Origin of the sequence: Microcella sp. (assembly GCF_046296455.1) — a bacterium.
Classification (GTDB): domain Bacteria; phylum Actinomycetota; class Actinomycetes; order Actinomycetales; family Microbacteriaceae; genus Microcella.
This window is the reverse complement of sequence record NZ_JBKBLF010000016.1, coordinates 32,892-54,736: the sequence shown is the minus strand read 5'-3', so window position 1 is coordinate 54,736 and position 21,845 is coordinate 32,892. Positions and strand designations below refer to the sequence as shown.

Genomic DNA, 21,845 nt, shown 5'->3' with positions numbered 1-21,845 from the left:
CTCAGCCTACCGGGGCGGCCTCGAACCAGGTTCCGACGACGTCGCCCGCGAGGGCCTGTGCGACGCGGTCGGTCGACGTGAGCACGACGGGGATCCCCTGGCCGACAGCGAGCTTCGCGGCAGCGATCTTGGTGCCCGCTCCCCCGGTGCCGACTCCGGCCGCGCCGATGTCGCCGAGCTCGACGCTCGCGAGGTCGTCATCATGTGCGACGACGTCGATGCGCTGCGCGCCGGGCTCGTGCGGCGGGCGCGTGTAGAGCGCATCGACGTCGCTCAGCAGCACGAGCAGGTCGGCGTTGACGAGCTCGCTCACGAGGGCGGCGAGCCGGTCGTTGTCGCCGAAGCGGATCTCTTGCGTCGCAACGGTGTCGTTCTCGTTGACGATGATGAGAATTCGCAGGCCCAGCAGGCGCTCCATGGCGCGCTGCGCGTTGCTGCGGGGCGTGGCGTTCTCGAGGTCGCCCGCCGTCAGCAGCACCTGCCCGGCGACGATGCCGTAGCGGTCGAGGCTCTCTTGGTACCGGTAGATGAGCACGTTCTGACCGACGGCGGCCGCGGCCTGCTGCGTGGCCAGGTCGGTGGGGCGCGCGTCGAGGTCGAGGTACGGGATGCCCGTGGCGATGGCGCCCGACGACACGAGCACGACCTCCACCCCGCGGCCGTGGGCGGCAGCGAGCGCGTCGACGAGGGGGCCGATCTGGCCCACGTTGGGGCCGCTGATCGACGACGACCCCACCTTCACCACGATGCGCTTCGCCGCCGTGACGGCGGCGCGCTGCTGCTCAGTCATCGCCCTCCTCGTCGTTGTACCTGCTCGCGTCGCGCTCGGCCACGCGCTCGGCCTCGAGCTCGGCGCGCGCGGCGGCCTTCGCATCCATGCGCTCGTAGTAGCTCTGGCGGCGCTGGCTCGTCGACGGGCGGTTGAGCGCGTCGAGGCGCGGGTCGGTGCCGCGGGGGGCCGTCATGAGCTCGGCCGCGCTCGTGAGCGTGGGCTCCCAGTCGAAGACCACGCCATCGCCGGGGCCGATGACGACCGTGGCGCCCGCGACCGCTCCGGCCGCGAAGAGCTTGTCCTCGATGCCGATCTTGGCCAGACGGTCGGCGAGGTAGCCGACGGCCTCGTCGTTGCGAAAGTCGGTCTGCTGCACCCAGCGCTCGGGCTTGGCCCCGAGGATGCGGTAGAGGTTGCCGTCGCTGCCGCCCTCGACGACGATGCGGAATTCTTCGGTGTTGACGGCGCGCGGGCGCAGCACGATGCGCTCGCGCACGACGGCCTCGGCAGTCTTCGCGGCGCGATCGGCCTCGACGAGCTCGGCGAGCGCGAAGGTGAGGGGGCGCAGGCCCTCGCGGCTGACGGCGCTGATCTCGAACACGCGGTAGCCGCGGGCCTCGAGCTCGGGGCGCACGAGCGCGGCCAGATCGCGACCCTCGGGCACGTCGACCTTGTTGAGCGCCACGAGTTGCGGCCGCTCGAGCAGCGGGGTCTGCCCCTCGGGCACGGGATACGCGGCGAGCTCGGTGAGGATGATCTCGAGGTCGCTGATCGGGTCGCGCCCCGGCTCGAGCGTGGCGCAGTCGAGCACGTGCAGCAGCGCGCTGCAGCGCTCGACGTGGCGCAAGAACTCGAGCCCCAGGCCCTTGCCCTCGCTCGCGCCCTCGATGAGCCCGGGCACGTCGGCGACCGTGAAGCGGCTCTCGCCCGACTCGACGACGCCCAGGTTGGGGTGCAGGGTCGTGAAGGGGTAGTCGGCGATCTTCGGCTTGGCGGCCGAGATGGCCGCGATGAGGCTCGACTTGCCGGCGCTCGGGTAGCCGACGAGGGCGACGTCGGCGACCGTCTTGAGCTCGAGGACGATGTCGCCCTCCCAGCCCTCGGTGCCGAGCAGGGCGAAGCCGGGGGCCTTGCGCTTGGTCGTGGCGAGCGCGGCGTTGCCGAGGCCGCCCTGGCCGCCGGGGGCCACGACGATGCGCATGCCGGGCTCGGTCAGGTCGGCGAGCTCGGTGCCATCGGCGTCGCGCACGACCGTGCCGATGGGCACGGGTAGCTCGAGGTCGACGCCCGTGAAGCCCGAGCGGTTGTCGCCCATGCCGGGGCCGCCGTTGTCGCTCGAGCGGTGCGGTCGGCGGTGGTAGCCGAGCAGGGTGGTCTCGTTGGCCGCCGCGACGAGCACGATGTCGCCGCCGTCGCCGCCGTTGCCGCCATCGGGGCCCGCGAGGGGCTTGAACTTCTCACGCCGCACCGAGACGCAGCCGTGGCCGCCGTTCCCCGCGCGCAGGTGAAGGGTCACACGGTCGACGAACGTCGCCATGATGGTGCCTCCTCGTACTGCTCTGCCGCGGCGCCGATGTGCCCGTGACTGCTGTGCTGCTGGTGGTGCTCAACGACGAAGGGGCGGGCCGAAGCCCGCCCCTCGCGTGTGACTCTTGGGTCGTGCGCTAGGCGCTGACGACGTTGACGACCTTGCGGCCGCCCTTCTGGCCGAACTGCACCGCACCCGCCTCGAGGGCGAACAGGGTGTCGTCACCGCCACGGCCGACGTTGGCGCCGGGGTGGAAGTGGGTGCCGCGCTGGCGGACGAGGATCTCGCCAGCCTTGACGACCTGGCCGCCGAAGCGCTTCACACCCAGGTACTGGGGGTTGGAGTCGCGACCGTTGCGAGTGGACGATGCGCCCTTTTTGTGTGCCATTGTTCGCGCCCCTTCTTACTTGATGCCGGTGATCTTGACGCGGGTCAGATCGGCGCGGAAACCCTGGCGCTTCTTGTACCCGGTCTTGTTCTTGAACTTCTGGATGACGATCTTGGGGCCGCGCAGGTCGCCCAGCACCTCGGCCGTCACGGTGACCTTCGCGAGCTTCTTCGCGTCGGTGGTGACCGTGTCACCGTCAACGAGCAGAACCGGGGTCAGCTGGATGGTGCCATCCTCGCTCGCCTTGATGCGGTCGAGAACGACAACGGTGCCGACCTCGACCTTCTCCTGCCGCCCACCGGCGCGCACAACTGCGTAGACCACGTTTCACCTTTGCTCTGTTGACAGAATCCTGCTCGCGCGCCGAGTGCGACGCGTCGAGACGTGCTGAGGGGTGCCAGCGCGGGCTCAGCCCAGCGCGCACCAACGGTCAAGAATAGCCGACCGCGGGATGCCCGGTCAAACGCGCCCGATCGGCGCGCTCCCCGCCCCCTCAGCTTACAATCGCGACCATGGCCGTGCTGATCGATGAACCCATCTGGCCGGCCCACGGCCGCCTCTGGGGGCACCTCGTGAGCGATACCTCGCTCGACGAGCTGCACGCCTTCGCGGCGGCCGCGGGAATTCCCGACCGGGGCTTCGACCACGACCACTACGACTACCCCGACGAGCGCCGCGAGGCGCTCATCGCGCAGGGTGCCGTGCCCGTGACGGGCAAAGAGCTCGTCGCGCGCTTGAACGCCGCCGGGCTGCGGGTGAGCCAGCGCGAGAAGCGGGGGCTCTAGCCCCGGGCCGACTCGGGCCCGCGGCGCGAGCGCTCCCCCGCATCACCAGATCGGCGAGAACCCCTCGAGCGTGCGCACGACGGCGCCCGACTCGATGTCGACGATGACCGTCGTGACCGAGGTGGGGCGGCCGTTGACGAGGCGGGCGTCGGGCACCGCATCCGCTACCGAGGGCGTCACCTCGACCGCGACGTACTGGTCGTTCGACGAGAGCACGAAGTCGCCGATGCTGCCGCGGTCGTCGATCGTGCGGAACAGCACGCGCGCCGCGCCCGTGCCGTCGTCGGCGACGAGCAGGGTCGTGACGCCGCCTGTGGCATCTTCGGGCACGGCGACCTTCTGCACGCGCAGCTCGGTGCGCGTCAGCAGCGCCTGACCGCCGAAGGCGAAAGCACCGTCGACCGGCGAGGGGTCGAGCCGTGATTCGCGACCCGTCGCGAGTTCGAGCACGATGCCGCCGAAGGCGTCGGCGCCCGTCAGGCGGGTCGCGTCGGTCGAGAGCCCGTAGGCGGTCGGCATCTGCCCGATCGGCAGGGCGACGGGCTCGCCCACGAGCTCGACGCGCACCACGTCTTGCTCGACGGTGTGCACGATCATCGTGGCGCCGTCGGGCAGGAACTGGGCGACGCGCGCCGTGACGGGCGTGCCGTCGAGCGCGCGCACGATCGTCGTCGGCCCGTCGGCGCCGAGGTCGATGACGGCGAGCGAGCGCGCACCGGACTGCTGCTCGGGCGCGCCCGCGGGGGGCTCGCCGACGCTCGTGATGACGAGGCCGAGCAGCGTGCCGACGGGCGGCACGATGAGGTCGTCGACGCGCACGCCCTCCGGCAGGCGCAGCTGCTGCACGCCGCCGTCGCTCGAGACGGCTTCGAGCACGCTCGTGCCGCCGGGTGCGTCGCGCGCGACGACGAGCACGTTCTCGATGGGGGCGATGTGCTGAATACCCGGCGCGGCATGCACGACCTCTCCGCGGCCGGTGCCGTCGAGGGGTGCGCGCAGCACCTCGTCGTCTGCCTCGCCACGGTCGAGGTAGAGCAGCGCGCCCTGGGCGGTCGTGAACCGGTGGGTGAACGTCGACGTGGCCTCGCGGCTCGTCGCCGGCACGTCGGCGATCTCGACGGTGTACTCGGTGCCGTAGCGCAGGCGCTGCTCGAACTGCACGATGAGCAGGTCGTCTTGCACGCTCACCGAGACCTCGGCGGCGGGGGTCACCGACACCTGCTCGGCCGTCACCTCGCCGAGGGGCTGGTTGGCGAACAGACGCAGCTGCTGGCCGGGCTGCTCGGTGACCCGCTGGGGGTCGACGACGGCCGAGCTGAGCTTGGGGCCCTGCAGGCTGCCGAGCAACAGGAAGACGGCGGAGACGACCGAGAGGCTCGCGACGAGCATCCAGAACGTGCGCGAGAAGCGGCGCCGCTCTCGTTGCTCGCGCAGTCGCTGCGAGGCGGCCGCCACCCGGCGCGCGGCGGGCAGCTCGGCCGCGGGCCGCTCGCCGGCGTCAGAAGAGGTAGGGCTCACTCGGCTGGTCCACCACCTCGACGACGTCGGGCACCAGCACGATCGGCTGCGTGCCCGTGCGCGAGGGGTTGCTCTCGAACGCGCCCGAGACCTGCACCCAGGTGTCGGGCGGGTACTGCTCGGCCCAGCCCGGCAAGTGCACGGGAACGCCGAGCGGCTGCGCGTCGACGGCGCAGCACGTGACGGCGAAGCGCGAGACGTAGAACGTGTTCTCGGGGTCGTCGGCATCGGCCGTGACGAAACCGAGCAGGGCCGTGACGGGCTTGTCGTCGAAGAAGGCGAGGTCGCTCGTCTGGCGCAGCACGGTCGACCACTCGCGCACGGTGAAGGCCGCGACGGTCTCGGCGTCGGCGACCGAGGCGGCCGCGAGGGTCTCGGCGTCGTCACTCGCCGTCGCGTTGATCTCGCGCTGCTCGGCCGTGGCCGTGCTGAGGGTCGCGGGCGGGATCAGCACCATTCCGATGGTGAACACGACCGCGAGGCCGGCCGCAGCGAGGCTCACGGCGCGCGAGCGACGACTCGGCGGCGCCACGGCCTCGTCGTCGTGCTGTCGCGGCGAGGCGAGGGCGAGCACGGCGGCGACCACGGCGATCGCCGACATGATGACCGTGAACAGGATGTAGCGCGGGTGGATGTAGAGCACGAGCTGCCCCACGGCCGCGAGCCAGAGCGTGATGGCGCCCAGGACGCCGATGATGACGACGCCGCGCCACCGCTGCACGTGGCGCCAGAGGGTGGCGCGCTGCTGATCAGGCAAGGTAGTTCACCACCAGTCCGAGGGCGAGGCTCAGCAGGGCGACGATCGTCGTCAGCTGCACGAGCGTGCGGGTCGAGTAGGTCGTGCGCATGAGCGCGAGCATCTTGATGTCGACGATGGGGCCGAAGACCAGGAACGTGACGATCGAGCCGGGCAGGAAGGTCGACGCGAAGGGCAGGATGAAGAAGGCGTCGACGTTCGAGCACACCGAGATGATGAACGCGAGCACCATCATCGCCAGCACGCTGTAGAGCGGGTCGCTGCCGAGGGCGACGAGCACGTCGCGCGGCACGATGACCTGAATCGCGCCGGCGATGAGCGAGCCGATGACGAGCGCCGGCATCAGGATGCTCGACTCGCGCACGAACAGGTCGAGGCTCTGCTCGCGCCGGGTGCGGCCGTGCCCGTGGCCGTCGTCGAGGCGGCACTCGTCGGCGAACCGGCCGCTGAGCAGGCTCATGGGCTGCGGGTGCTTGCTGAACAGCCAGCCGAGAATGTTGGCGATGGCGAAGCCGCCGAGCAGTCGGGCGATGAGGATTCCGTCGTCGAAGCCGAAGGCCTGGTGCGTCGTGATGATCGTGACGGGGTTGAGGATCGGCGCGGCGATGAGGAAGGTCATCGACTCGGGCACGGTGAACCCGCGCCGCACGAGCCCGCGCGCGAGCGGCACGTTGCCGCACTCGCACACCGGCAGGAACATGCCGAACAGCGAGATGACCGCCCGGCGGCCCCAGGGGTTGCGCGGCAGGATGCGCAGCAGCCAGCTCTCGGGAATCCAGACCTGCACGAGCACCGAGAGCACAATGCCGAGCATGATGAACGGCAGCGACTCGATGATGACGCTCGTCGAGAGCGTCAGCAGGTCTTGCACCGGGTTCGGGATGCCCCACGGTCCGGCCTCGGCGGTGACGGCCCGCACAGCTACGAGCGCGATGAGCACCACGCTCGCTCCGACGGCCCAGGCCACGTGCACACCGCGCGCGCGGCGGCGCACGGGCGCCGAGCCGTGGTCGTGGCCGGCGTGCGTGTCGTGAGCGCCGTCGACCCGATCGAGGTCAGCCTGGCTCTGCGTCACGCCGCAATTGTAGGCGGCACACCTATGGTCGTCGCGCCGCACACGTCGTCACGCGCGATCCCTCGTTACTCGGCGGGCGACCCGATCAACGACCCGACGATTGCCGTGTACTGCACGGCGATCGCCTGCCAGAGGATCTCGACGTCAGTGCCGTCATAGTCGTGGGCGATGAAGTTTCGGACGGCGCGAAGGCCTCGCCAGTCGACCTCGGGGTGTGCGGCGCGAAAGGATTCGGGCAGCCGGTCGGCCGCGGTCGACAGGTCGACGATGAGCGACCGGGCGATGCGGCGCTGGTCGTCGTCGTGCGGGTCGACGAATCGCTCGTGGCCGCGCGCGACGACCCGGCGAGCGCTGACGGCGAAACGGGCGATGTCATCGAGGATCGCGGGGATGCGACCGCTGTCGTCGCGCCCCGTCACAGCGGCACCGCTTCGGCGCGGATCCGATCTATCACCGGGCCCGTACCGCGGTCGGAGACCACATCGACGTCGACCCCGAGCAGCTCTTCGATGTCGGCCTTGAATCCGGCGAGGTCGAACACCGACGCATCGGGCGCGGGGTGCACGAGCAGGTCGAGATCGGATTCGACGCCCGCGTCGGCGCGCGCGATCGAGCCGAACACGCGCACGTCGCTGAGCTTGCGCCGCTCGGCAGCGATCACGATCTGCGCCTTTATCGACCGCAGCCGGGCAACGGTAGGCAGGCGGAGCGCGTGCTCGAGTCGCTGCGCCGTCGCTGCCGCCGGAACGCGCCGACCGCTCTCGTAGGCGGCGATGTTCGGCTGCGGCACACCGGCACGAGCAGCGAGCTCACGTTGGGTGAGTCCTGCGTCGTGCCGACGCCGTCGCAGCGCCTCGCCGACCAGGGGTGCGTCCATGAGCGTCATGATAGCGCAGCGCTATCACGACGACCCGGACGGCATCCCCGGTCAGCTCTGCTCGGGCGCGCCCTGGGTCGTGATGGTGCCGCTCGAGACCCGACGCGAGGCGCGCTTGCGCGTGCCGGGTGCGGGCGGCTCGGGCAGCGACTCGAGCACCGAGCCGAGCAGCAGGTCGGCCGTCGTCGCGTCGATCGGGGCGCGACCGCGCGCGGGCTTCTTGGTGACGGGGATGTCGAGGATCTCGACCGTCGCGGCCTCGGCCGGGGCGGTGGATGCCGCGGTCGCGGTCTCGACGGCCGGCTCGGCCCCCGAGGCGGTCGCGGTGCCGCTCGCCAGCACGGGCAGCTCGATCGCGCCCGTCGCCGGAGCGTCGTGGTGCACGGTCTTGGCAGCGATCGCGGCGACCGCGCGGCTCACGTCGTCGGTGATGGCGTGGGCCGCGGCCGGCGCACCCGAGCGGCCGGAGCCGCCGCGGTTCGCACCGTTCTGCCCGCCGCCGTTGCCGCCGTTGCCGTTGCCCGACCCGCCGCGCCGGCGACCGCTCGAGCCGCCGATGCCGCCGCCGTTCGCCGCGGTGTCAGAGCCCTGGCGGTGCCGTGCGACCGGCTCGTGGTGCACGATGAGGCCGCGACCCGCGCAGACCTCGCACGACTCGCTGAAGGTCTCGAGCAGACCGAGGCCCAGGCGCTTGCGCGTCATCTGCACGAGCCCGAGGCTCGTGACCTCGGCGACCTGGTGCTTCGTACGGTCGCGGCTCAGGCACTCCATGAGGCGGCGCAGCACGAGGTCGCGGTTCGACTCGAGCACCATGTCGATGAAGTCGACGACGATGATGCCGCCGATGTCGCGCAGGCGCAGTTGGCGCACGAGCTCTTCGGCCGCTTCGAGGTTGTTCTTGGTGACCGTCTCTTCGAGGTTGCCGCCCGAGCCGACGAACTTGCCGGTGTTGACGTCGACGACCGTCATGGCCTCGGTGCGGTCGATGATGAGCGAACCGCCCGAGGGCAGCCAGACCTTGCGGTCGAGCGCCTTCTCGATCTGCTCTGAGATGCGGTACTCGTCGAAGGGGTCGCGGTCGCCCTCGTGCTTCGTCACACGATCGAGCAGGTCGGGAGCAACGCTGCGCACGTAGGCCTCGATGGTCTGCTGGGCGTCGGCGCCGCTGATGACGAGCGAGCGGAAGTCTTCGTTGAAGACGTCGCGGATGATCTTGATGAGCAGGTCGGGCTCGCTGTGCAGCAGGGCCGGCGCGGGGGTCTTCTCGAGCTGCTTGCTGATCTCGGCCCACTGGCTCGTGAGGCGCTGCACGTCGAGCGTCAACTGCTCTTCGGTCGCGCCCTCGGCCGCGGTGCGCACGATGACGCCCACGTTCTCGGGCAGCACCTCTTTGAGGATCTTCTTGAGACGTGCGCGCTCGGTGTCTGGCAGCTTGCGGCTGATGCCGCTCATCGAGCCGTTAGGCACGTAGACGAGGTAGCGGCCGGGCAGGCTCACCTGGCTCGTGAGGCGGGCGCCCTTGTGTCCGATGGGGTCTTTCGTCACCTGCACGAGCACCTTGTCGCCCGGCTTGAGCGCGAGCTCGATGCGGCGGGGCTGGGTCTTGCCATCGCTGTCGAGCGCCGCGGAATCCCAGTCGACCTCGCCCGAGTACAGCACGGCGTTGCGGCCGCGGCCGATGTCGACGAAGGCGGCCTCCATGCTCGGCAGCACGTTCTGCACCTTGCCGAGGTAGACGTTGCCGATGAGGCTCGACTCTTGCGAGCGGGCCACGTAGTGCTCGACGAGCACGCCGTCTTCGAGAACGCCGATCTGGATGCGCCCGTCTTTCGAGCGCACGATCATCTGGCGGTCGACGCTCTCACGGCGGGCGAGGAACTCGGCCTCGGTCACGACGGGGCGGCGACGGCCGGCGTCACGGCCATCGCGGCGGCGCTGCTTCTTGGCCTCGAGGCGCGTCGAGCCCTTGATGCGCTGCGGCTCGGTGATGAGCTCGGCGGGGCGACGTGTGCGGGGCGAGCGCGTGCTCGGCTCGTCGTCGCGCGAGGTCTCGGGGCGGCCCGTCTCGCTGTCGCCCCCGCCGCGCGTGCGGCGCGAGCGCGAGCGGCGACGGCTCGTGACCGTGCCCTCGTCGTCGTCGAGATCGAGGGGCGCGCGACCCGAACGGCCGTCGAGCGCGCCGCTGCGGGGCGCGACGGCCTCGACGGGCGGCGCGAAGAACAGCAGCGAGGTGGTCGATTCGGGCTTGAGCTCGGGGAACGCGGGCGCGGCAGGCTGCGCGGCGGCCGCGGGCTGGGGCTCAGTGGCCTCGGGCTCGGGGGCTTCGGGCTCAGTGGCCTCGGGCTCGGGGGCGACCGTCTCGGCAGCAGCCTCGGCGGGCGCGGCTGCGGCCGCATCCATCACCGTGTCGCTCGGCGCGGGCGCCTCGGCGACGGGCTCGGCGAGCGGGCCGCCGTCGAAGCCGGGCTCGCTCTGCGCTGCGTGCTCGCTGGCCTTCTTCGGCGTGCGGCTCGCGAACAGTCGCGTGCGCTTCTTGCTGGTCTTCTCGTTGTCGTCACTCACCATCGCTGGTGCACTCCTCGACCGCTCGGGCCGCGCCCGTACGGGAAATCTCGGGTGATGGGCCTGGCCCCCACCGAACTCTTCTGTTGTGGCTGGCCGGGCCCCCGTGTCGAGTGCTGCGCCGGCCGGCGCTGGCGATGCCGACCCTGTCACGGTTGCGGCACTGCCGCCCCACGCGCCCTGTCACGGCGGTGCGGCTGAGGAAACTGGCTATTCCCCGCGGTCGCGGCAATCGGTGCCGCAATACTGGTCTGGTAACGCCCAGAAAGCTTTTCTGTTCGTCGTCGCGAGCGCGGCTGGCGACGACTGCTCCTCATTATCGCACGGACTCGTCAACTCGGGACGTTCGGCCCCCGCGCCGCCTCGGCGCGCCGACCATAATCGAGGGGTGACCGACCTCGCGCCCGACGACACGACCGCCCGCCCCGAGGCCCGCCGCCCGATCGGGCTGGCGCTCTTTCTCATCGTGACGGGCGCCGTGGGGTGGCTCGGCGCGATGGCGCTCATCACCGAGCGCGTCAAGCTGCTGCTCGATCCCGAGTACACGCTCAACTGCGACATCAACCCGCTCATCTCGTGCGGCAACGTCATGGCCTCATGGCAGGCCTCGCTGCTGGGGTTCCCCAACCCGCTGCTGGGTGTGGCCGGGCTCGTCGCCCCGATCGCCGTGGGCGTGGCCCTGCTCGCCGGGGCGCGCTTCGACCGCTGGTTCTGGTGGGCTTTTCTCACGGGCGTGACGGGCGCCTTCGTATTCGTGCACTGGCTCTTCGACCAGGCCGTCTACCAGATCGGCGCCCTGTGCCCGTGGTGCATGCTCGTGTGGCTGATGGTCATCCCGATGTTCTGGGTGCTACTGCTGTGGTGCCTCAAAGGCGACGTGCTCACGAGCAACGCCGCCGTGCAGCGCATCGCCGGGGCCGTCTGGCCCTTCACCTGGGTGATCGTCGTGGCGAACCTCGTGGCGATCGCCGTCGCGATCCTCGTGCAGTTTCCCACCCTCATCGGGCTGCTGCTCGGCTGAGCCCAGCGGCGGGGCTCAGGCGAACCAGAGGGCGAGCTCGCGCGCGGCGCTCTCGGGCGAGTCGCTGCCGTGCACGAGGTTCTGCTGCACGCGCAGGCCCCAGTCGCGGCCGAGGTCGCCGCGAATGGTGCCGGGCGCGGCGGTCGTAGGGTCGGTGGTGCCGGCGAGCGACCGGAAGCCCTCGATGACGCGGTTGCCCGCGACGCGGGCGGCGACGACGGGGCCCGACTCCATGAACTCGATGAGGGGCTCGTAGAACGGCTTGCCCTCGTGCTCGGCGTAGTGCGCGGCGAGCAGGTCGCGGTCGGGCTGCACCATGCGCAGATCGACGAGCTGGTAGCCCTTGGCCTCGATGCGGCGCAGAATCTCGCCCGTCAGGCTGCGGGCGACGCCGTCGGGCTTGATCAGCACGAGGGTCTCTTCGACGGTCGTGGTCATGGGGGCTCCTTCAGTTCGGGTGGTGGATGCTCGAGCGCGGTCAGGCGGCGGCAGCGCGCTTCGCGGCGTCGAGCTGGGTGCCTTTGACGAAGCAGTAGATCCAGAATCCCACGAAGATGGCCGCGGTGACGGCGGCGAGCACTTCGATGAACCCGGTCGAGAGAAGCACGAGCTGCAGAGCGTGCCCGAACCAGACGCCCCAGCGGTAGCGCACGACGCGCGTGGCGACGAGCAGCAGCAGCACGAGCACCCCGCCGACCCCGAAGACGATGCCGGGCGGGGCGATGTCGAGGCCGTTGATGGCGAGGGTGCCGAAGATGACGGCGAGCACCTCCATGCCGAGGGTCACGGTGAGCAGCGATTCGAGGGCGCCGCGCTCGCGCTGAGGGCGGCGCGCTGCCGGTTCGGGTGCGGCGGTGGTGTCGGTCACAGTGCCCAATTCTGCTCGCGCGCGATGAGCATCGCCTGACCGACGAGCGTGATCGAGCCCGTCACGAGCACGGCGTCGTTCGGCCCGGCCTCGGCGCGCGCCTGGGCGAGCGCGACGGCCAGCTCGGGCTCGATGCGCACGCGCTCGGGGCCGGCGACCGAGGTGACGGTCTCGGCGAGCTCGTCGGCATCGACGGCGCGCGCCGAGTCGCTGCGCGTGACGATGAAGCGGTCGACGATGGGGTCGAGCGCCTCGATGATGCCGCGGTCGTCTTTGTCGGCGAGCACGCCCACGATTGCGGTGATCGAGTCGAAGGCGAACGAGCCCATGAGGGCGCGCGCGAGCGCTTCGGCGCCGTGCGGGTTGTGGGCCGCGTCGACGAGCACGCTCGGCTCGATGCCGATGAGCTGCAGCCGGCCGGGGCTCGTGACGGTGGCGAAGCCCTCGGTGAGCACGTCGTCGGCCAGCGGCTGCGTGCCGTCGCCGAGGAACGATTCGACGGCCGCGATGGCCACCGCGGCGTTGTGCGCCTGGTGCTCGCCATAGAGGGGAACGAAGAGCTCGCGGTACTCGCCCGCTCGGCCGCGCACGTCGATGAGCTGGCCGCCGACCGCGAGGCGGGCATCCCGCAGCGCGAAGCCGACCCCTTCGGCGACGACCTCGGCCTCGTTGTGGGCCGCGGCGCTCGCGATCTCGTCCATGGCCTCGGTGGCCTGCAGGGCCGTGACGACCGTGGCGGCGGGCTTGATGATGCCCGCCTTGGTGCGCGCGATCTCGGCGACCGTGCCGCCCAGGTAGCGCGTGTGGTCGAGCGCGATGGGCGTGAGCACAGCCACATCGCCGTCGGCGACGTTGGTCGAATCCCACTCGCCGCCCATGCCCACCTCGATGACGGCCACGTCGACGGGCGCGTCGGCGAAGCTCGCGTAGGCGAGCGCCGTGAGCGCCTCGAAGTTGCTGAGCGCGGGCTCGCCGCTCGCGGCCAGCTCGGCGTCGACCATCAGCAGGTAGGGCGCCACATCGGCCCAGTTGTCGGCGAGCGCGCGGTCGGCGATGGGCTCGCCGTCGATGACGATGCGCTCGTTGATGCGCAGCAGGTGCGGGCTCGTGAGCAGCCCGGTGCGCAGCCCGTAGGCGCGCAGGATGCTCTCGATCATGCGCGCCGTCGAGGTCTTGCCGTTCGTGCCCGTGATGTGGATGATCGCGAAGCTGCGCTGCGGGTCGCCGAGCAGTTCGACGGCCCGGCGCGCGGCGTCGAGGCGCGGCTGCGGGCTGCCCTCGCTGCCACGGGCGATGAGCTCGGCGTGCACGGCCTCGGCGGCCGCGCGGTCGGCCGCGGCCTGCGCGCCCTCGCCCGCGCGATCGATGCCGCTCACGCGCGCACCACCGATACGGTCACGGATGCCCCCTCGCCCACCGCGGTCGCGGCGCCCTCGCCAGCCTGGCCGACGTGCAGGGTCGTGGCAAGCGTCTCGGCGCTGATGAGCTGCCGGTGCGCGTCGATCGCGGCGAGGGCCGCGTCGTCGTGCGAGCCGAGCGTCAGCGCGATGCGGTCGCTCACGTCGAGGCCGGCGTCTTTGCGCGCCTGCTGCACGGCGCGGATGACGTCGCGCGCGAGGCCTTCGGCGGCGAGCTCGGGCGTGACGCGCGTGTCGAGCAGCACGAAGCCGGCGCCGGGCAAGAACTGCACGGCGGCGGCGGGGTCGTCGAGCTCGAGTTCGAGGGTGTACTCCCCCGCCTCGAGCGGCACACCGCCGACCACCACGATGTCTCCGTCGAGCATCCAGTCGCCCGCCTTCGCGGCGGCGATGACCTGCTGCACCTGCTTGCCGATGCGGGGGCCGGCGGCGCGCGCGTTGACGGCGAGGCGGCGCGCGATGCCGTACTCGTCGACGAGGCTCTCGTCGAACTCGACGAGCGTCACGGTCTTGACGTTGAGCTCGTCGCGCACGATGTCGCTGAAGTCGGCGAGCGCCGCGGTGTCGGGGGTGACGACCGTGAGACTCTGCAGCGGCAGGCGCACGCGCAGCCCCTGGGCCTTGCGCAGCGCGAGGCCCGAGCTCGCGATGGCCCGCACGCGGTCCATCGCGGCGACGAGGGCCTCGTCGGCCGGGAACTCCTCAGCATGCGGCCACTCGGTGAGGTGCACGCTCTCGCCGCCGGTGAGGCCGCGCCAGACCTCGTCGGCCACGAGGGGCGCGAGCGGGGCCGACAGGCGGGCGAGCGTCTCGAGCACGGTGAAGAGCGTGTCGTGAGCATCCCGATCATCGCCCGCCCAGAAGCGGTCGCGCGACCGGCGCACGTACCAGTTGGTGAGCACGTCGGCGAAGTCGCGCAGGGCGGCGGCGGCGAGCGGCGCGTCGAGCGCCTCGAGCTGCGTCGTCACCTCGACCACGAGGTCGCGCGTCTTCGCGAGCAGGTAGCGGTCGAGCACGTTGCCCGAGTCGGTGCGGCGCTCGGCCGCACCGAGCGTGCCCGCGTTGGCGTAGAGCGTGAAGAAGTAGTACGTGCTCCACAGCGGCAGCAAGAACTGCCGCACGCCCTCGCGAATGCCCTCTTCGGTGACGACGAGGTTGCCGCCGCGAATGACCGAGCTCGACATGAGGAACCAGCGCATGGCGTCGGCACCGTCACGCTCGAACACCTCGCCCACGTCGGGGTAGTTGCGCAGGCTCTTCGACATCTTCTGGCCGTCGTTGCCGAGCACGATGCCGTGGCTGATGACGTTCGAGAACCCGGGCCGGTCGAACAGCGCCGTGGCGAGCACGTGCATCGTGTAGAACCAGCCGCGCGTCTGCCCGATGTACTCGACGATGAAGTCGGCCGGGTTGTGCGAGTCGAACCAGTCGGCGTTCTCGAAGGGGTAGTGCACCTGCGCGAAGGGCATCGAGCCCGAGTCGAACCACACGTCGAAGACATCCTCGATGCGGCGCATCGTCGAGCGCCCCGTGGGGTCGTCAGGGTTGGGGCGCGTCAGCTCGTCGATGAACGGGCGGTGCAGGTCGACCTCGCCGTCGGCGTTGCGCGGCAGCGTGCCGAAGTCGGCTTCGAGCTCGGCGAGCGAGCCGTAGACGTCGACGCGCGGGTGGTTGGGGTCGTCGCTCTTCCACACCGGAATCGGGCTGCCCCAGTAGCGGTTGCGGCTGATCGACCAGTCGCGCGCGCCCTCGAGCCACTTGCCGAACTGGCCGTGCTTGACGTTCTCAGGCACCCACGTGATCTGCTCGTTGAGCTCGAGCATGCGTTCGCGAATCTCGGTGACGCGCACGAACCAGCTCGACACCGCCTTGTAGATCAGCGGGTTGCGGCAGCGCCAGCAGTGCGGGTAGCTGTGCTCGTAGCTGCGCACCTGAAACAAGCGGCCGGCCTCGCGCAGCATCGCCGTGAGCGGCTTGTTCGCCTCGAAAACCTGCAGGCCGGCGACCTCGGGCACGGCGGTCAAGAACCGCCCGCCGTCGTCGACCGAGATGATGATCGGGATGCCCGCCGCTGCGCACGTCGCCTGGTCGTCTTCGCCGTACGCGGGTGCCTGGTGCACGATGCCCGTGCCCTCACCCGTGGCGACATAGTCGGCGACGAGGATCTGCCACGCGTTCTGCGTGCCCCACACCTCGACGTCGGCGTAGTAGTCCCACAGCCGGTCGTACTGCACGCCGCCCAGCTCGGCGCCGCGCACCGTGCTCGACACGGCCGCGCGCGCCTCGTCGAGCGAGGCGAAGCCCAGCTCTTTCACGTACGCGCCCATGGTGTCGGCGGCCAGCAGGAACGACTCGGCCCCCGCATCCACGATCGCGTACTCGATCTCGGGGCCGACGGCGAGCGCGAGGTTCGTCGGCAGGGTCCAGGGCGTGGTCGTCCACGCGAGCGCCTTCACGCCCGTGAGGCCGAGCGCCTCGGCCTTCTCGCCGACGAGGGGGAACGTCACGGTGACCGATTGGTCTTGGCGCATCGTGTAGACGTCGTCGTCCATGCGCAGCTCGTGGTTCGACAGCGGCGTCTCGTCGCGCCAGCAGTAGGGCAGCACGCGATAGCCCTCGTAGGCGAGGCCCTTCTCGTGCAAGGTCTTGAAGGCCCACAGCACGCTCTCCATGAACGTGATGTCGAGCGTCTTGTAGTCGTTCTCGAAGTCGACCCAGCGCGCCTGCCGCGTCACGTAGCTCTGCCACTCGTCGGTGTAGCGCAGCACGCTCTCGCGGGCCTTGGCGTTGAACGCCTCGATGCCCATGTCTTCGATCTGCGACTTCTCGGTGATGCCGAGCTGCTTCATGGCCTCGAGCTCGGCGGGCAGCCCGTGGGTGTCCCACCCGAAGCGGCGGTGCACCTGCTTGCCGCGCATGGTCTGAAAGCGCGGAAAGACGTCTTTGGCGTACCCGGTCAGCAGGTGGCCGTAGTGCGGCAGGCCGTTGGCGAAGGGCGGGCCGTCGTAGAAGACCCACTCGTCGCAGCCCTCGCGTTGAGCGATCGAGCGGCGGAAGGTGTCGTGCGCGGCCCAGTGCGCGAGCACCTCGTGCTCGAGCGCAGGAAAGTTGGGCGAGGCGACGACCGAGGCGTCGTCGCGGTGCAGGGGGTAGGTCATGAGGCGGTACTCCTGGTTTCGACGGTGTCGACTGCTGCGCTCACCGCGAGGACGACGGCGCTGTCGGCGCTGCCGCGGTACCACCCCGCTTGCGGGCACCCGTGGGGCTCATGGATGCTCGCCTCTCTGCATCGGCTGTGACGGGCCTGCCCCGCTCGGGTCTAGTAGCCGCTCGAGAGCGGCGTTCTTCCGAGGACTCCCCGGTGATGGCCGGATCGATGTCGTTGCGTCAATCGTACCCGGCCGGGTCTCGGGAATGAACCGTCGGGCTACTACGCTGAGGGACTTGTGACCGCCCTGACCTCTTCTGCGCCCCTCGCCCCGTCTGACCCCCGCATCGCGCGCCGCGCCCGCTGGGCCTCGCTCGTGGGCACCTCGCTCGAGTCGTACGACTTCTACCTCTTCGCCTACTTCTCGGCGTTCTTCGCGGGCCCGCTGTTCTTCGAGCCGCTCGGCGCGGTCGGGGCGAACCTGGCCGCGCTCGCCACGATCGGTGTCGCCTTCGTGATTCGCCCGATCGGCGCCATCATCTTCGGCCACCTCGGCGACCGCATTGGCCGCCGCACCGTGCTCATCGTGACGATCACGATGATGGGCATCGCGACGGGCCTCATCGGCGTGCTGCCCACCTACGAGCAGGCCGGCTGGATCGGCGCCGTGCTGCTCGTGCTGCTGCGCGTGCTGCAGGGCATCTCGCTCGGCGGCGAGTGGGGCGGGGCCGTGCTCATCGCCACCGAGCATGAGAGCCGCGCCAAGCGCGCGTTCGCCGCCGCGATGCCGCAGCTGGGCTCGCCCATCGGCTCGATCCTCTCGGCCGTCGCCTTCCTGTGGCTCACGCTGTCGCTCACGAGCGCCGAGATCGTCGAGTGGGCCTGGCGGGTGCCTTTCCTCACCGCCATCCCCCTGCTGGCCATCTCGCTCTACCTGCGGCTGGCGATCACCGAGACGCCGGTGTTCACGGCGGTGAAGGATGCGGGGCGCGCGCCGCGCATCCCCCTCGCCGCCCTGCTGCGCGCCCAGCCGGTCACGATCGTGGTCGCCGTGGGTGTGGCGCTGCTCGGCATCGGCTCGTACTCGCTCATGAACACCTACACGATCAACTACGGCGCCGCCGTGCTCGGCTACGACTACTACCAGCTGCTCATCGCCACGACGATCGGCGGGCTGCTGCAGCTCGTCACGATCCCGCTGTTCGGCGCGTGGGCGACGCGCATCGGCTCGGGCCTGGTCGTGGCGATCGGGGCGCTCGGCACGCTGCTCGTGTCGTTCCCGATCTACTTCTTCTTGCAAGACGCGAGCTTCCCGTTCCTCGTCGGCATGATGATCATCGGCGGCATCCTGCCCACGATGAGCTGGGCGGCGCTCGGCGGCATCTTCACCGAGCTCTTCGACGAGCGCTACCGCTACTCGGCGCTCGGCTTCGCCTACGCGCTCGCCGCCGTCGTGGCCGGATTCGTGCCCGCACTCACGGGCGCGCTCGGCGCGGCCACCGGCAATGCCTGGTGGCACCCGGCCATCGTGCTCGCCGGCATGTCGGTGATCACGTTCGTGGCCTCGCTCGTGGCCATCCGCATCCGGGTCGACCGCGACGACGCGCCGACGGCGCTGTAGCGGCACGCGCGAACGCTAGGGCGTGTTCGCATTACGAAATGCAGCTATTTATTGCACCCGTTGGTCGCTCGACGAGTCACTAGGATGACCCTCGCAGCGCTCTGACGACTGCGGCTGTCTACGTGAGGGGAACCCGAACCGATGAACACTCGACGTGCGCTCGCTTCTACAGTCGGACCGCTCGTCGTCGTGCTGTGCGCTCTCGTCCCGTCCGTTGCGAGTCACGCGGTCGTCATCGACGAGGCGGCCACCTACGAGTATGTCGACGCCTCGCCGAGCGACACCATCACCACCGTCAACGGCGATGTGGTCGTGACGACAGTTCTCGGGCCTCAGGCACAATTCGATGCAACGTGGACGCTCTGGAACTACTTCGCTACCGACGGCTCGGGTATCGCCGAGAGCTCGGTGCAATGGAACTTCAGCCAGCCGATTTACCAACTGACCGTCAACTACTTCGCCGTTGAGTCGGCGGCGTCAGGGGGCGGGGCCGACCCGCAACGATTCCGCACGAACTTGGGAGCGGTCGACCTCGCACTCGTGGCCGATGGCGGCAACCGCGTCTCGTCGACCGGTGAGCTCGCGCCGACACAGCTCGAGGCGGCGTACGTCGGCGACACCGCCGAGTGCACCATGACATCGGCACCCAATGCGTGTTCGGGCACGATCGAGCTGGTGTTTGCCGATGGCATCACCTCGTTCACGACTTACAACGGCGGACTCGCGTCATCGGGATTCAACGGCACCGGGCTCGCACTCGCCGCCGACGTGGCCGACCCGGCTGCGCCGCCGGTCGACAACCCCGAGGATCCTGCACTGGCCGACACGGGCATCGACGGCACAGCCGCCTCGATCGCGATCGTCGCGCTCGTGGCACTCGCGACGGGCACAGCACTGCTAGCCACATCGCGTCGTCGTCTCTGGCATCGCGCGCCCGCCGCGCTCTAGGCTGAGCGCGACCGGCGCGCCGACGGCGCCGGCAGGCCGCCGAGACCTCCGGGAGCAGCGATGAGCGACGAGACCCCCACCGAACGGTTCGAGCCGCCCACCGCGCCGCTGCCCGCGGGCGCCGCCGGCGAGGCGGGCGCGGTCACCACCGAGACCGAGGGGCCCGATCGGCGCATGCTCATCGCGCTCATCGCCATCGCGGGCGCCATTCTCATCGCGCTCATCGTGCTCATCGTGGTGCTCGTGGGCAATGCCGGCGCGAACACCGCGCAGCCGGCGCCCGAGATCACGGCGAGCGAGAGCGAGAGCCCCGAGCCGACACCCACCGAGACCGAGTCGCCCGAGCCGAGCGTCGAGCCCAGCACCGAGCCGAGTGCCACCGCGGCCCCGCCGCCTGCGCCGCAGAGCCCGAGCTTCGCCACCTTCACCGGCCCCAACCGTGCCACCTGCCCCGACACCTCGAGCTCAGTGGCGATCACGTGGAGTTGGAGCAGCACGAACGCCGTCAATGCGTGGTTCGGCATCGGCACGACCAACGCCAAGGCCGAGCCCTTCGAGTCGGTGCCCACGACGGCCACATACACGTTCAACTACCAGTGCAGCGAGGCGAGCCAGCGCTACACGGTCACCCTCGAAGACGCTGCCGGGCGCCTCACCCACAAGACCGTCGAGGTCGTGCGGCAGTAGCGCGCAGGGCTCGCGCTACGAGCGGGTGTAGACGTACTGCGTGAAGCCGTAGGGGCCGGCGCCCTGCGACGAGATCGCGCGGACGCGCACCTCGTAGGTCGTCGAGGGCGACAGCCCCTCGATCGTGATCATGTCATCGGGGTCGAGCGCGGTGAGCGTCAGCGTCGTCCACTGCGAGCCGCCATAGACCCGGTAGTCGATCTCGTACGACGTGATCGGGTAGTCGGGGTCAGGCGTCACCCGCAGCAGGTTGGTGACACTGGTCGACGTGCGGGTTCCCGTCGAGGTGACGATCGCGGCACTCGGCACCCCGCTCAGCGTGGATGCTCGAACGACCGGCGACGCTAGTCCGGCGCCGTAGGCGCTCACCGCGTGCGCCGAGAACTCGTAGGCGGTGAGTCGAGAGAGACCCGTGACCGTGACCCACGGGGTGGTCGAGACCCCGTCATCGAACACGCGCCAGGTGGTCGAGCCCACGGGCCGGTACCGCACGACGTAGTCGACGATCGGGCTGCCGTTCTCCCACGGATTCTGCGACTTGACGACCACGCGGTGCGCGCTCGGCTCGAACTCGATCGAGGGCACCGCCGACGGCACTCCGGTGAGGGTCACGGCCGTCAGCCGCGTCGAGGGCCCCCGCCCGTAGACCGTCGAGGCGTAGACCGCGAACTCGTAGCTGGTGCCGCGCGTCAGCCCGGGCACGGTCGCATGGGTCGCGCCGTGGTACTCGAGCGCGGCTTCGCGCCACGTGGTCGTGCCAGTCTTTCTCATGAGAACCGTGTAGCTGGTGATGGGGTAGTCCGGCCATGACGCACCCGGGGCTGCCCACTGCAGCGTGAGCGAGTCGACCGCGGTGCTGGGGCTGCTGAAGAAGCGCGGCGCGCCCGGCAGGCCGTTGTCGACCGTCAGCCGCGTCGTCGATGACGAACCCGAGCCGTAGAGGGATTTCGCCCAGACCTTGACCTCGTAGGTGACACCCCGCTTGAGGCCCGTGATCTCGGTCTGGGTCAGCGTGCCCGAGACACCATCAGCGTGCGTGCGCCACGTGGTGTAGCCGAGCTGCCGGTACTGCACGACGTAATCGGTCACCGGTGAGCCGAGCGCATACGCCTCTGCCCAACTGACGTACAGGTGGTCGACGCCGTAGGTCGAGCCGCCGAGGTACCGCACTCGACTCGGAATGCCGTTGAAGGTCGAGCCCTGCAACGAGACGGCCGCGCCGCGGCCGAAGGCCGTCACCGCCTGCACGGTGAACGCATAGGAGCGCGACCTGGTCAGACCGGTCACGACGACCGAGGGAGCGTCGCTCACGCCGTCGAGAAACGTCTTCCAGGTGGTGGTGCCGAGCACCCGATACCGCACGACATAGTCGATGACCGGACCGCCGCCATTCGTGGTCGCGGGCGGATCCCAGCCCAGCCCGATAGCGGTCAGTTGCGACAATGCGAACGGTCGGACGACCCCCGAGGGCAGCCCGGTCAGCGTCTTCACGAGCTTCGGGCTCGAGAACGTGCCGCGCCCCGACTCGGTCACGGCCGCGACCTTCACGTAGTACGACGAGCCCCGCTTGAGGCCCGTGATCGTGGCCGCCAGATCGGTCGAAACGCCGTCGACGACGGTCGTGTACGTGCTCGACGTGGTCAGGCGGTACTGCACGACGTAGTCGCTCACCGTTCCCGACGGTGTCGCCGGAGCGCCCCACGCCAGCTGCACCGTGCCCGCGCCCGCGATGGCCGTCACCGCGGTCGGTGCACTGGAGAGCGCCGTCGTGGTGACGGCCGAGGCCGTCACGGCCGATGCGCTCGCGGGCACCCCTGACACCACGGTCACGAGTGCGAGACCGAGGGTCAGGAGGGCGCGCCGCATGACGTC

General features: G+C 70.4%; 20 protein-coding genes. 5 read left to right on the top strand and 15 right to left on the bottom strand.

The features are described 5' to 3' along the window. Nucleotide 1 precedes the first annotated feature (1 nt). From proB to rplU, 4 genes are all read right to left on the bottom strand, one after another. Nucleotides 2-790: a glutamate 5-kinase gene (gene proB, locus ACK4HH_RS09550; RefSeq protein ID WP_409651113.1), complete on the bottom strand. Its 789-nt coding sequence runs from the start codon at nt 788-790 to the stop codon at nt 2-4. Further along, complete coding sequence (obgE, locus tag ACK4HH_RS09545) at nt 783-2,309, bottom strand: GTPase ObgE (protein ID WP_409651111.1); 1,527 nt, start codon at nt 2,307-2,309, stop codon at nt 783-785. The genes proB and obgE overlap by 8 nt, the downstream gene beginning before the upstream one ends. 127 nt (nt 2,310-2,436) lie before the next feature. Next, entirely contained in the window at nt 2,437-2,688 is a 252-nt protein-coding gene (rpmA, locus tag ACK4HH_RS09540) for a 50S ribosomal protein L27 (protein WP_319015366.1), read from the bottom strand. A 15-nt stretch (nt 2,689-2,703) separates the two neighbouring features. Beyond that, the gene (gene rplU / locus ACK4HH_RS09535; RefSeq protein WP_409651109.1) at nt 2,704-3,012 is read right to left on the bottom strand and encodes a 50S ribosomal protein L21; all 309 of its coding nucleotides are present in this window, start codon (nt 3,010-3,012) and stop codon (nt 2,704-2,706) included. Between the two features lie 188 nt (nt 3,013-3,200). Between rplU and ACK4HH_RS09530 the strand changes: the two genes are divergently transcribed. Next, entirely contained in the window at nt 3,201-3,473 is a 273-nt protein-coding gene (locus ACK4HH_RS09530) for a DUF4031 domain-containing protein (RefSeq protein WP_409651107.1), read from the top strand. Nucleotides 3,474-3,515: 42 nt separating this feature from the next. On the opposite strand, the gene ACK4HH_RS09525 is transcribed toward ACK4HH_RS09530, so the two are convergent. The 6 genes from ACK4HH_RS09525 to ACK4HH_RS09500 all read right to left on the bottom strand — a co-directional run bounded on the left by ACK4HH_RS09525 (nt 3,516) and on the right by ACK4HH_RS09500 (nt 10,265). Continuing rightward, nucleotides 3,516-4,991 carry a hypothetical protein gene (locus ACK4HH_RS09525; RefSeq protein ID WP_409651105.1) on the bottom strand — a complete coding sequence of 492 codons (1,476 nt, stop codon included), beginning with the start codon at nt 4,989-4,991 and terminating at the stop codon, nt 3,516-3,518. Further along, nucleotides 4,972-5,748: a TIGR03943 family putative permease subunit gene (locus ACK4HH_RS09520; protein ID WP_409651103.1), complete on the bottom strand. Its 777-nt coding sequence runs from the start codon at nt 5,746-5,748 to the stop codon at nt 4,972-4,974. The genes ACK4HH_RS09525 and ACK4HH_RS09520 overlap by 20 nt, the downstream gene beginning before the upstream one ends. Beyond that, a complete protein-coding gene (locus ACK4HH_RS09515; RefSeq protein ID WP_409651101.1) occupies nt 5,741-6,823 on the bottom strand; it encodes a permease in 1,083 nt (360 codons plus the stop codon). Before ACK4HH_RS09515 ends, ACK4HH_RS09520 begins: the two co-directional genes overlap by 8 nt. Before the next feature lie 65 nt (nt 6,824-6,888). Further along, nucleotides 6,889-7,242 carry a DUF86 domain-containing protein gene (locus ACK4HH_RS09510; protein ID WP_409651099.1) on the bottom strand — a complete coding sequence of 118 codons (354 nt, stop codon included), beginning with the start codon at nt 7,240-7,242 and terminating at the stop codon, nt 6,889-6,891. Beyond that, a complete protein-coding gene (locus ACK4HH_RS09505; protein ID WP_409651097.1) occupies nt 7,239-7,700 on the bottom strand; it encodes a helix-turn-helix domain-containing protein in 462 nt (153 codons plus the stop codon). The genes ACK4HH_RS09510 and ACK4HH_RS09505 overlap by 4 nt, the downstream gene beginning before the upstream one ends. 51 nt (nt 7,701-7,751) lie before the next feature. Continuing rightward, on the bottom strand, nt 7,752-10,265 hold the full coding sequence (locus tag ACK4HH_RS09500) for a ribonuclease E/G (RefSeq protein WP_409651095.1): 2,514 nt from the start codon (nt 10,263-10,265) through the stop codon (nt 7,752-7,754). Nucleotides 10,266-10,650: 385 nt separating this feature from the next. Here ACK4HH_RS09500 and ACK4HH_RS09495 point away from each other — a divergent pair, with 385 nt between their 5' ends. Beyond that, entirely contained in the window at nt 10,651-11,283 is a 633-nt protein-coding gene (locus ACK4HH_RS09495; RefSeq protein WP_409651093.1) for a vitamin K epoxide reductase family protein, read from the top strand. A 15-nt stretch (nt 11,284-11,298) separates the two neighbouring features. On the opposite strand, the gene ndk is transcribed toward ACK4HH_RS09495, so the two are convergent. Genes ndk through ileS form a run of 4 tightly spaced genes read right to left on the bottom strand, consistent with a single transcriptional unit; the run spans nt 11,299 to nt 16,727 of the window. Continuing rightward, nucleotides 11,299-11,721 (bottom strand): nucleoside-diphosphate kinase, encoded by a 423-nt coding sequence (gene ndk, locus ACK4HH_RS09490; RefSeq protein ID WP_409651091.1) that lies wholly within the window; start codon nt 11,719-11,721, stop codon nt 11,299-11,301. A 40-nt stretch (nt 11,722-11,761) separates the two neighbouring features. Next, complete coding sequence (locus tag ACK4HH_RS09485; RefSeq protein WP_409651089.1) at nt 11,762-12,151, bottom strand: DUF4233 domain-containing protein; 390 nt, start codon at nt 12,149-12,151, stop codon at nt 11,762-11,764. Next, nucleotides 12,148-13,527, bottom strand: coding sequence for a bifunctional folylpolyglutamate synthase/dihydrofolate synthase (locus ACK4HH_RS09480; RefSeq protein ID WP_409651087.1), 1,380 nt, complete (start codon nt 13,525-13,527; stop codon nt 12,148-12,150). The genes ACK4HH_RS09485 and ACK4HH_RS09480 overlap by 4 nt, the downstream gene beginning before the upstream one ends. Beyond that, on the bottom strand, nt 13,524-16,727 hold the full coding sequence (ileS, locus tag ACK4HH_RS09475; RefSeq protein WP_409651085.1) for an isoleucine--tRNA ligase: 3,204 nt from the start codon (nt 16,725-16,727) through the stop codon (nt 13,524-13,526). Before ileS ends, ACK4HH_RS09480 begins: the two co-directional genes overlap by 4 nt. Before the next feature lie 288 nt (nt 16,728-17,015). Between ileS and ACK4HH_RS09470 the strand changes: the two genes are divergently transcribed. From ACK4HH_RS09470 to ACK4HH_RS09460, 3 genes are all read left to right on the top strand, one after another. Continuing rightward, nucleotides 17,016-18,338 (top strand): MFS transporter, encoded by a 1,323-nt coding sequence (locus tag ACK4HH_RS09470; protein ID WP_409651083.1) that lies wholly within the window; start codon nt 17,016-17,018, stop codon nt 18,336-18,338. Nucleotides 18,339-18,479: 141 nt separating this feature from the next. Continuing rightward, nucleotides 18,480-19,286 carry a hypothetical protein gene (locus ACK4HH_RS09465; protein ID WP_409651081.1) on the top strand — a complete coding sequence of 269 codons (807 nt, stop codon included), beginning with the start codon at nt 18,480-18,482 and terminating at the stop codon, nt 19,284-19,286. Between the two features lie 60 nt (nt 19,287-19,346). Beyond that, nucleotides 19,347-19,973 (top strand): hypothetical protein, encoded by a 627-nt coding sequence (locus ACK4HH_RS09460; RefSeq protein ID WP_409651079.1) that lies wholly within the window; start codon nt 19,347-19,349, stop codon nt 19,971-19,973. 15 nt (nt 19,974-19,988) lie between these two features. On the opposite strand, the gene ACK4HH_RS09455 is transcribed toward ACK4HH_RS09460, so the two are convergent. Beyond that, nucleotides 19,989-21,839 (bottom strand): fibronectin type III domain-containing protein, encoded by a 1,851-nt coding sequence (locus tag ACK4HH_RS09455; protein ID WP_409651077.1) that lies wholly within the window; start codon nt 21,837-21,839, stop codon nt 19,989-19,991. Between the last annotated feature and the right edge of the window lie 6 nt (nt 21,840-21,845).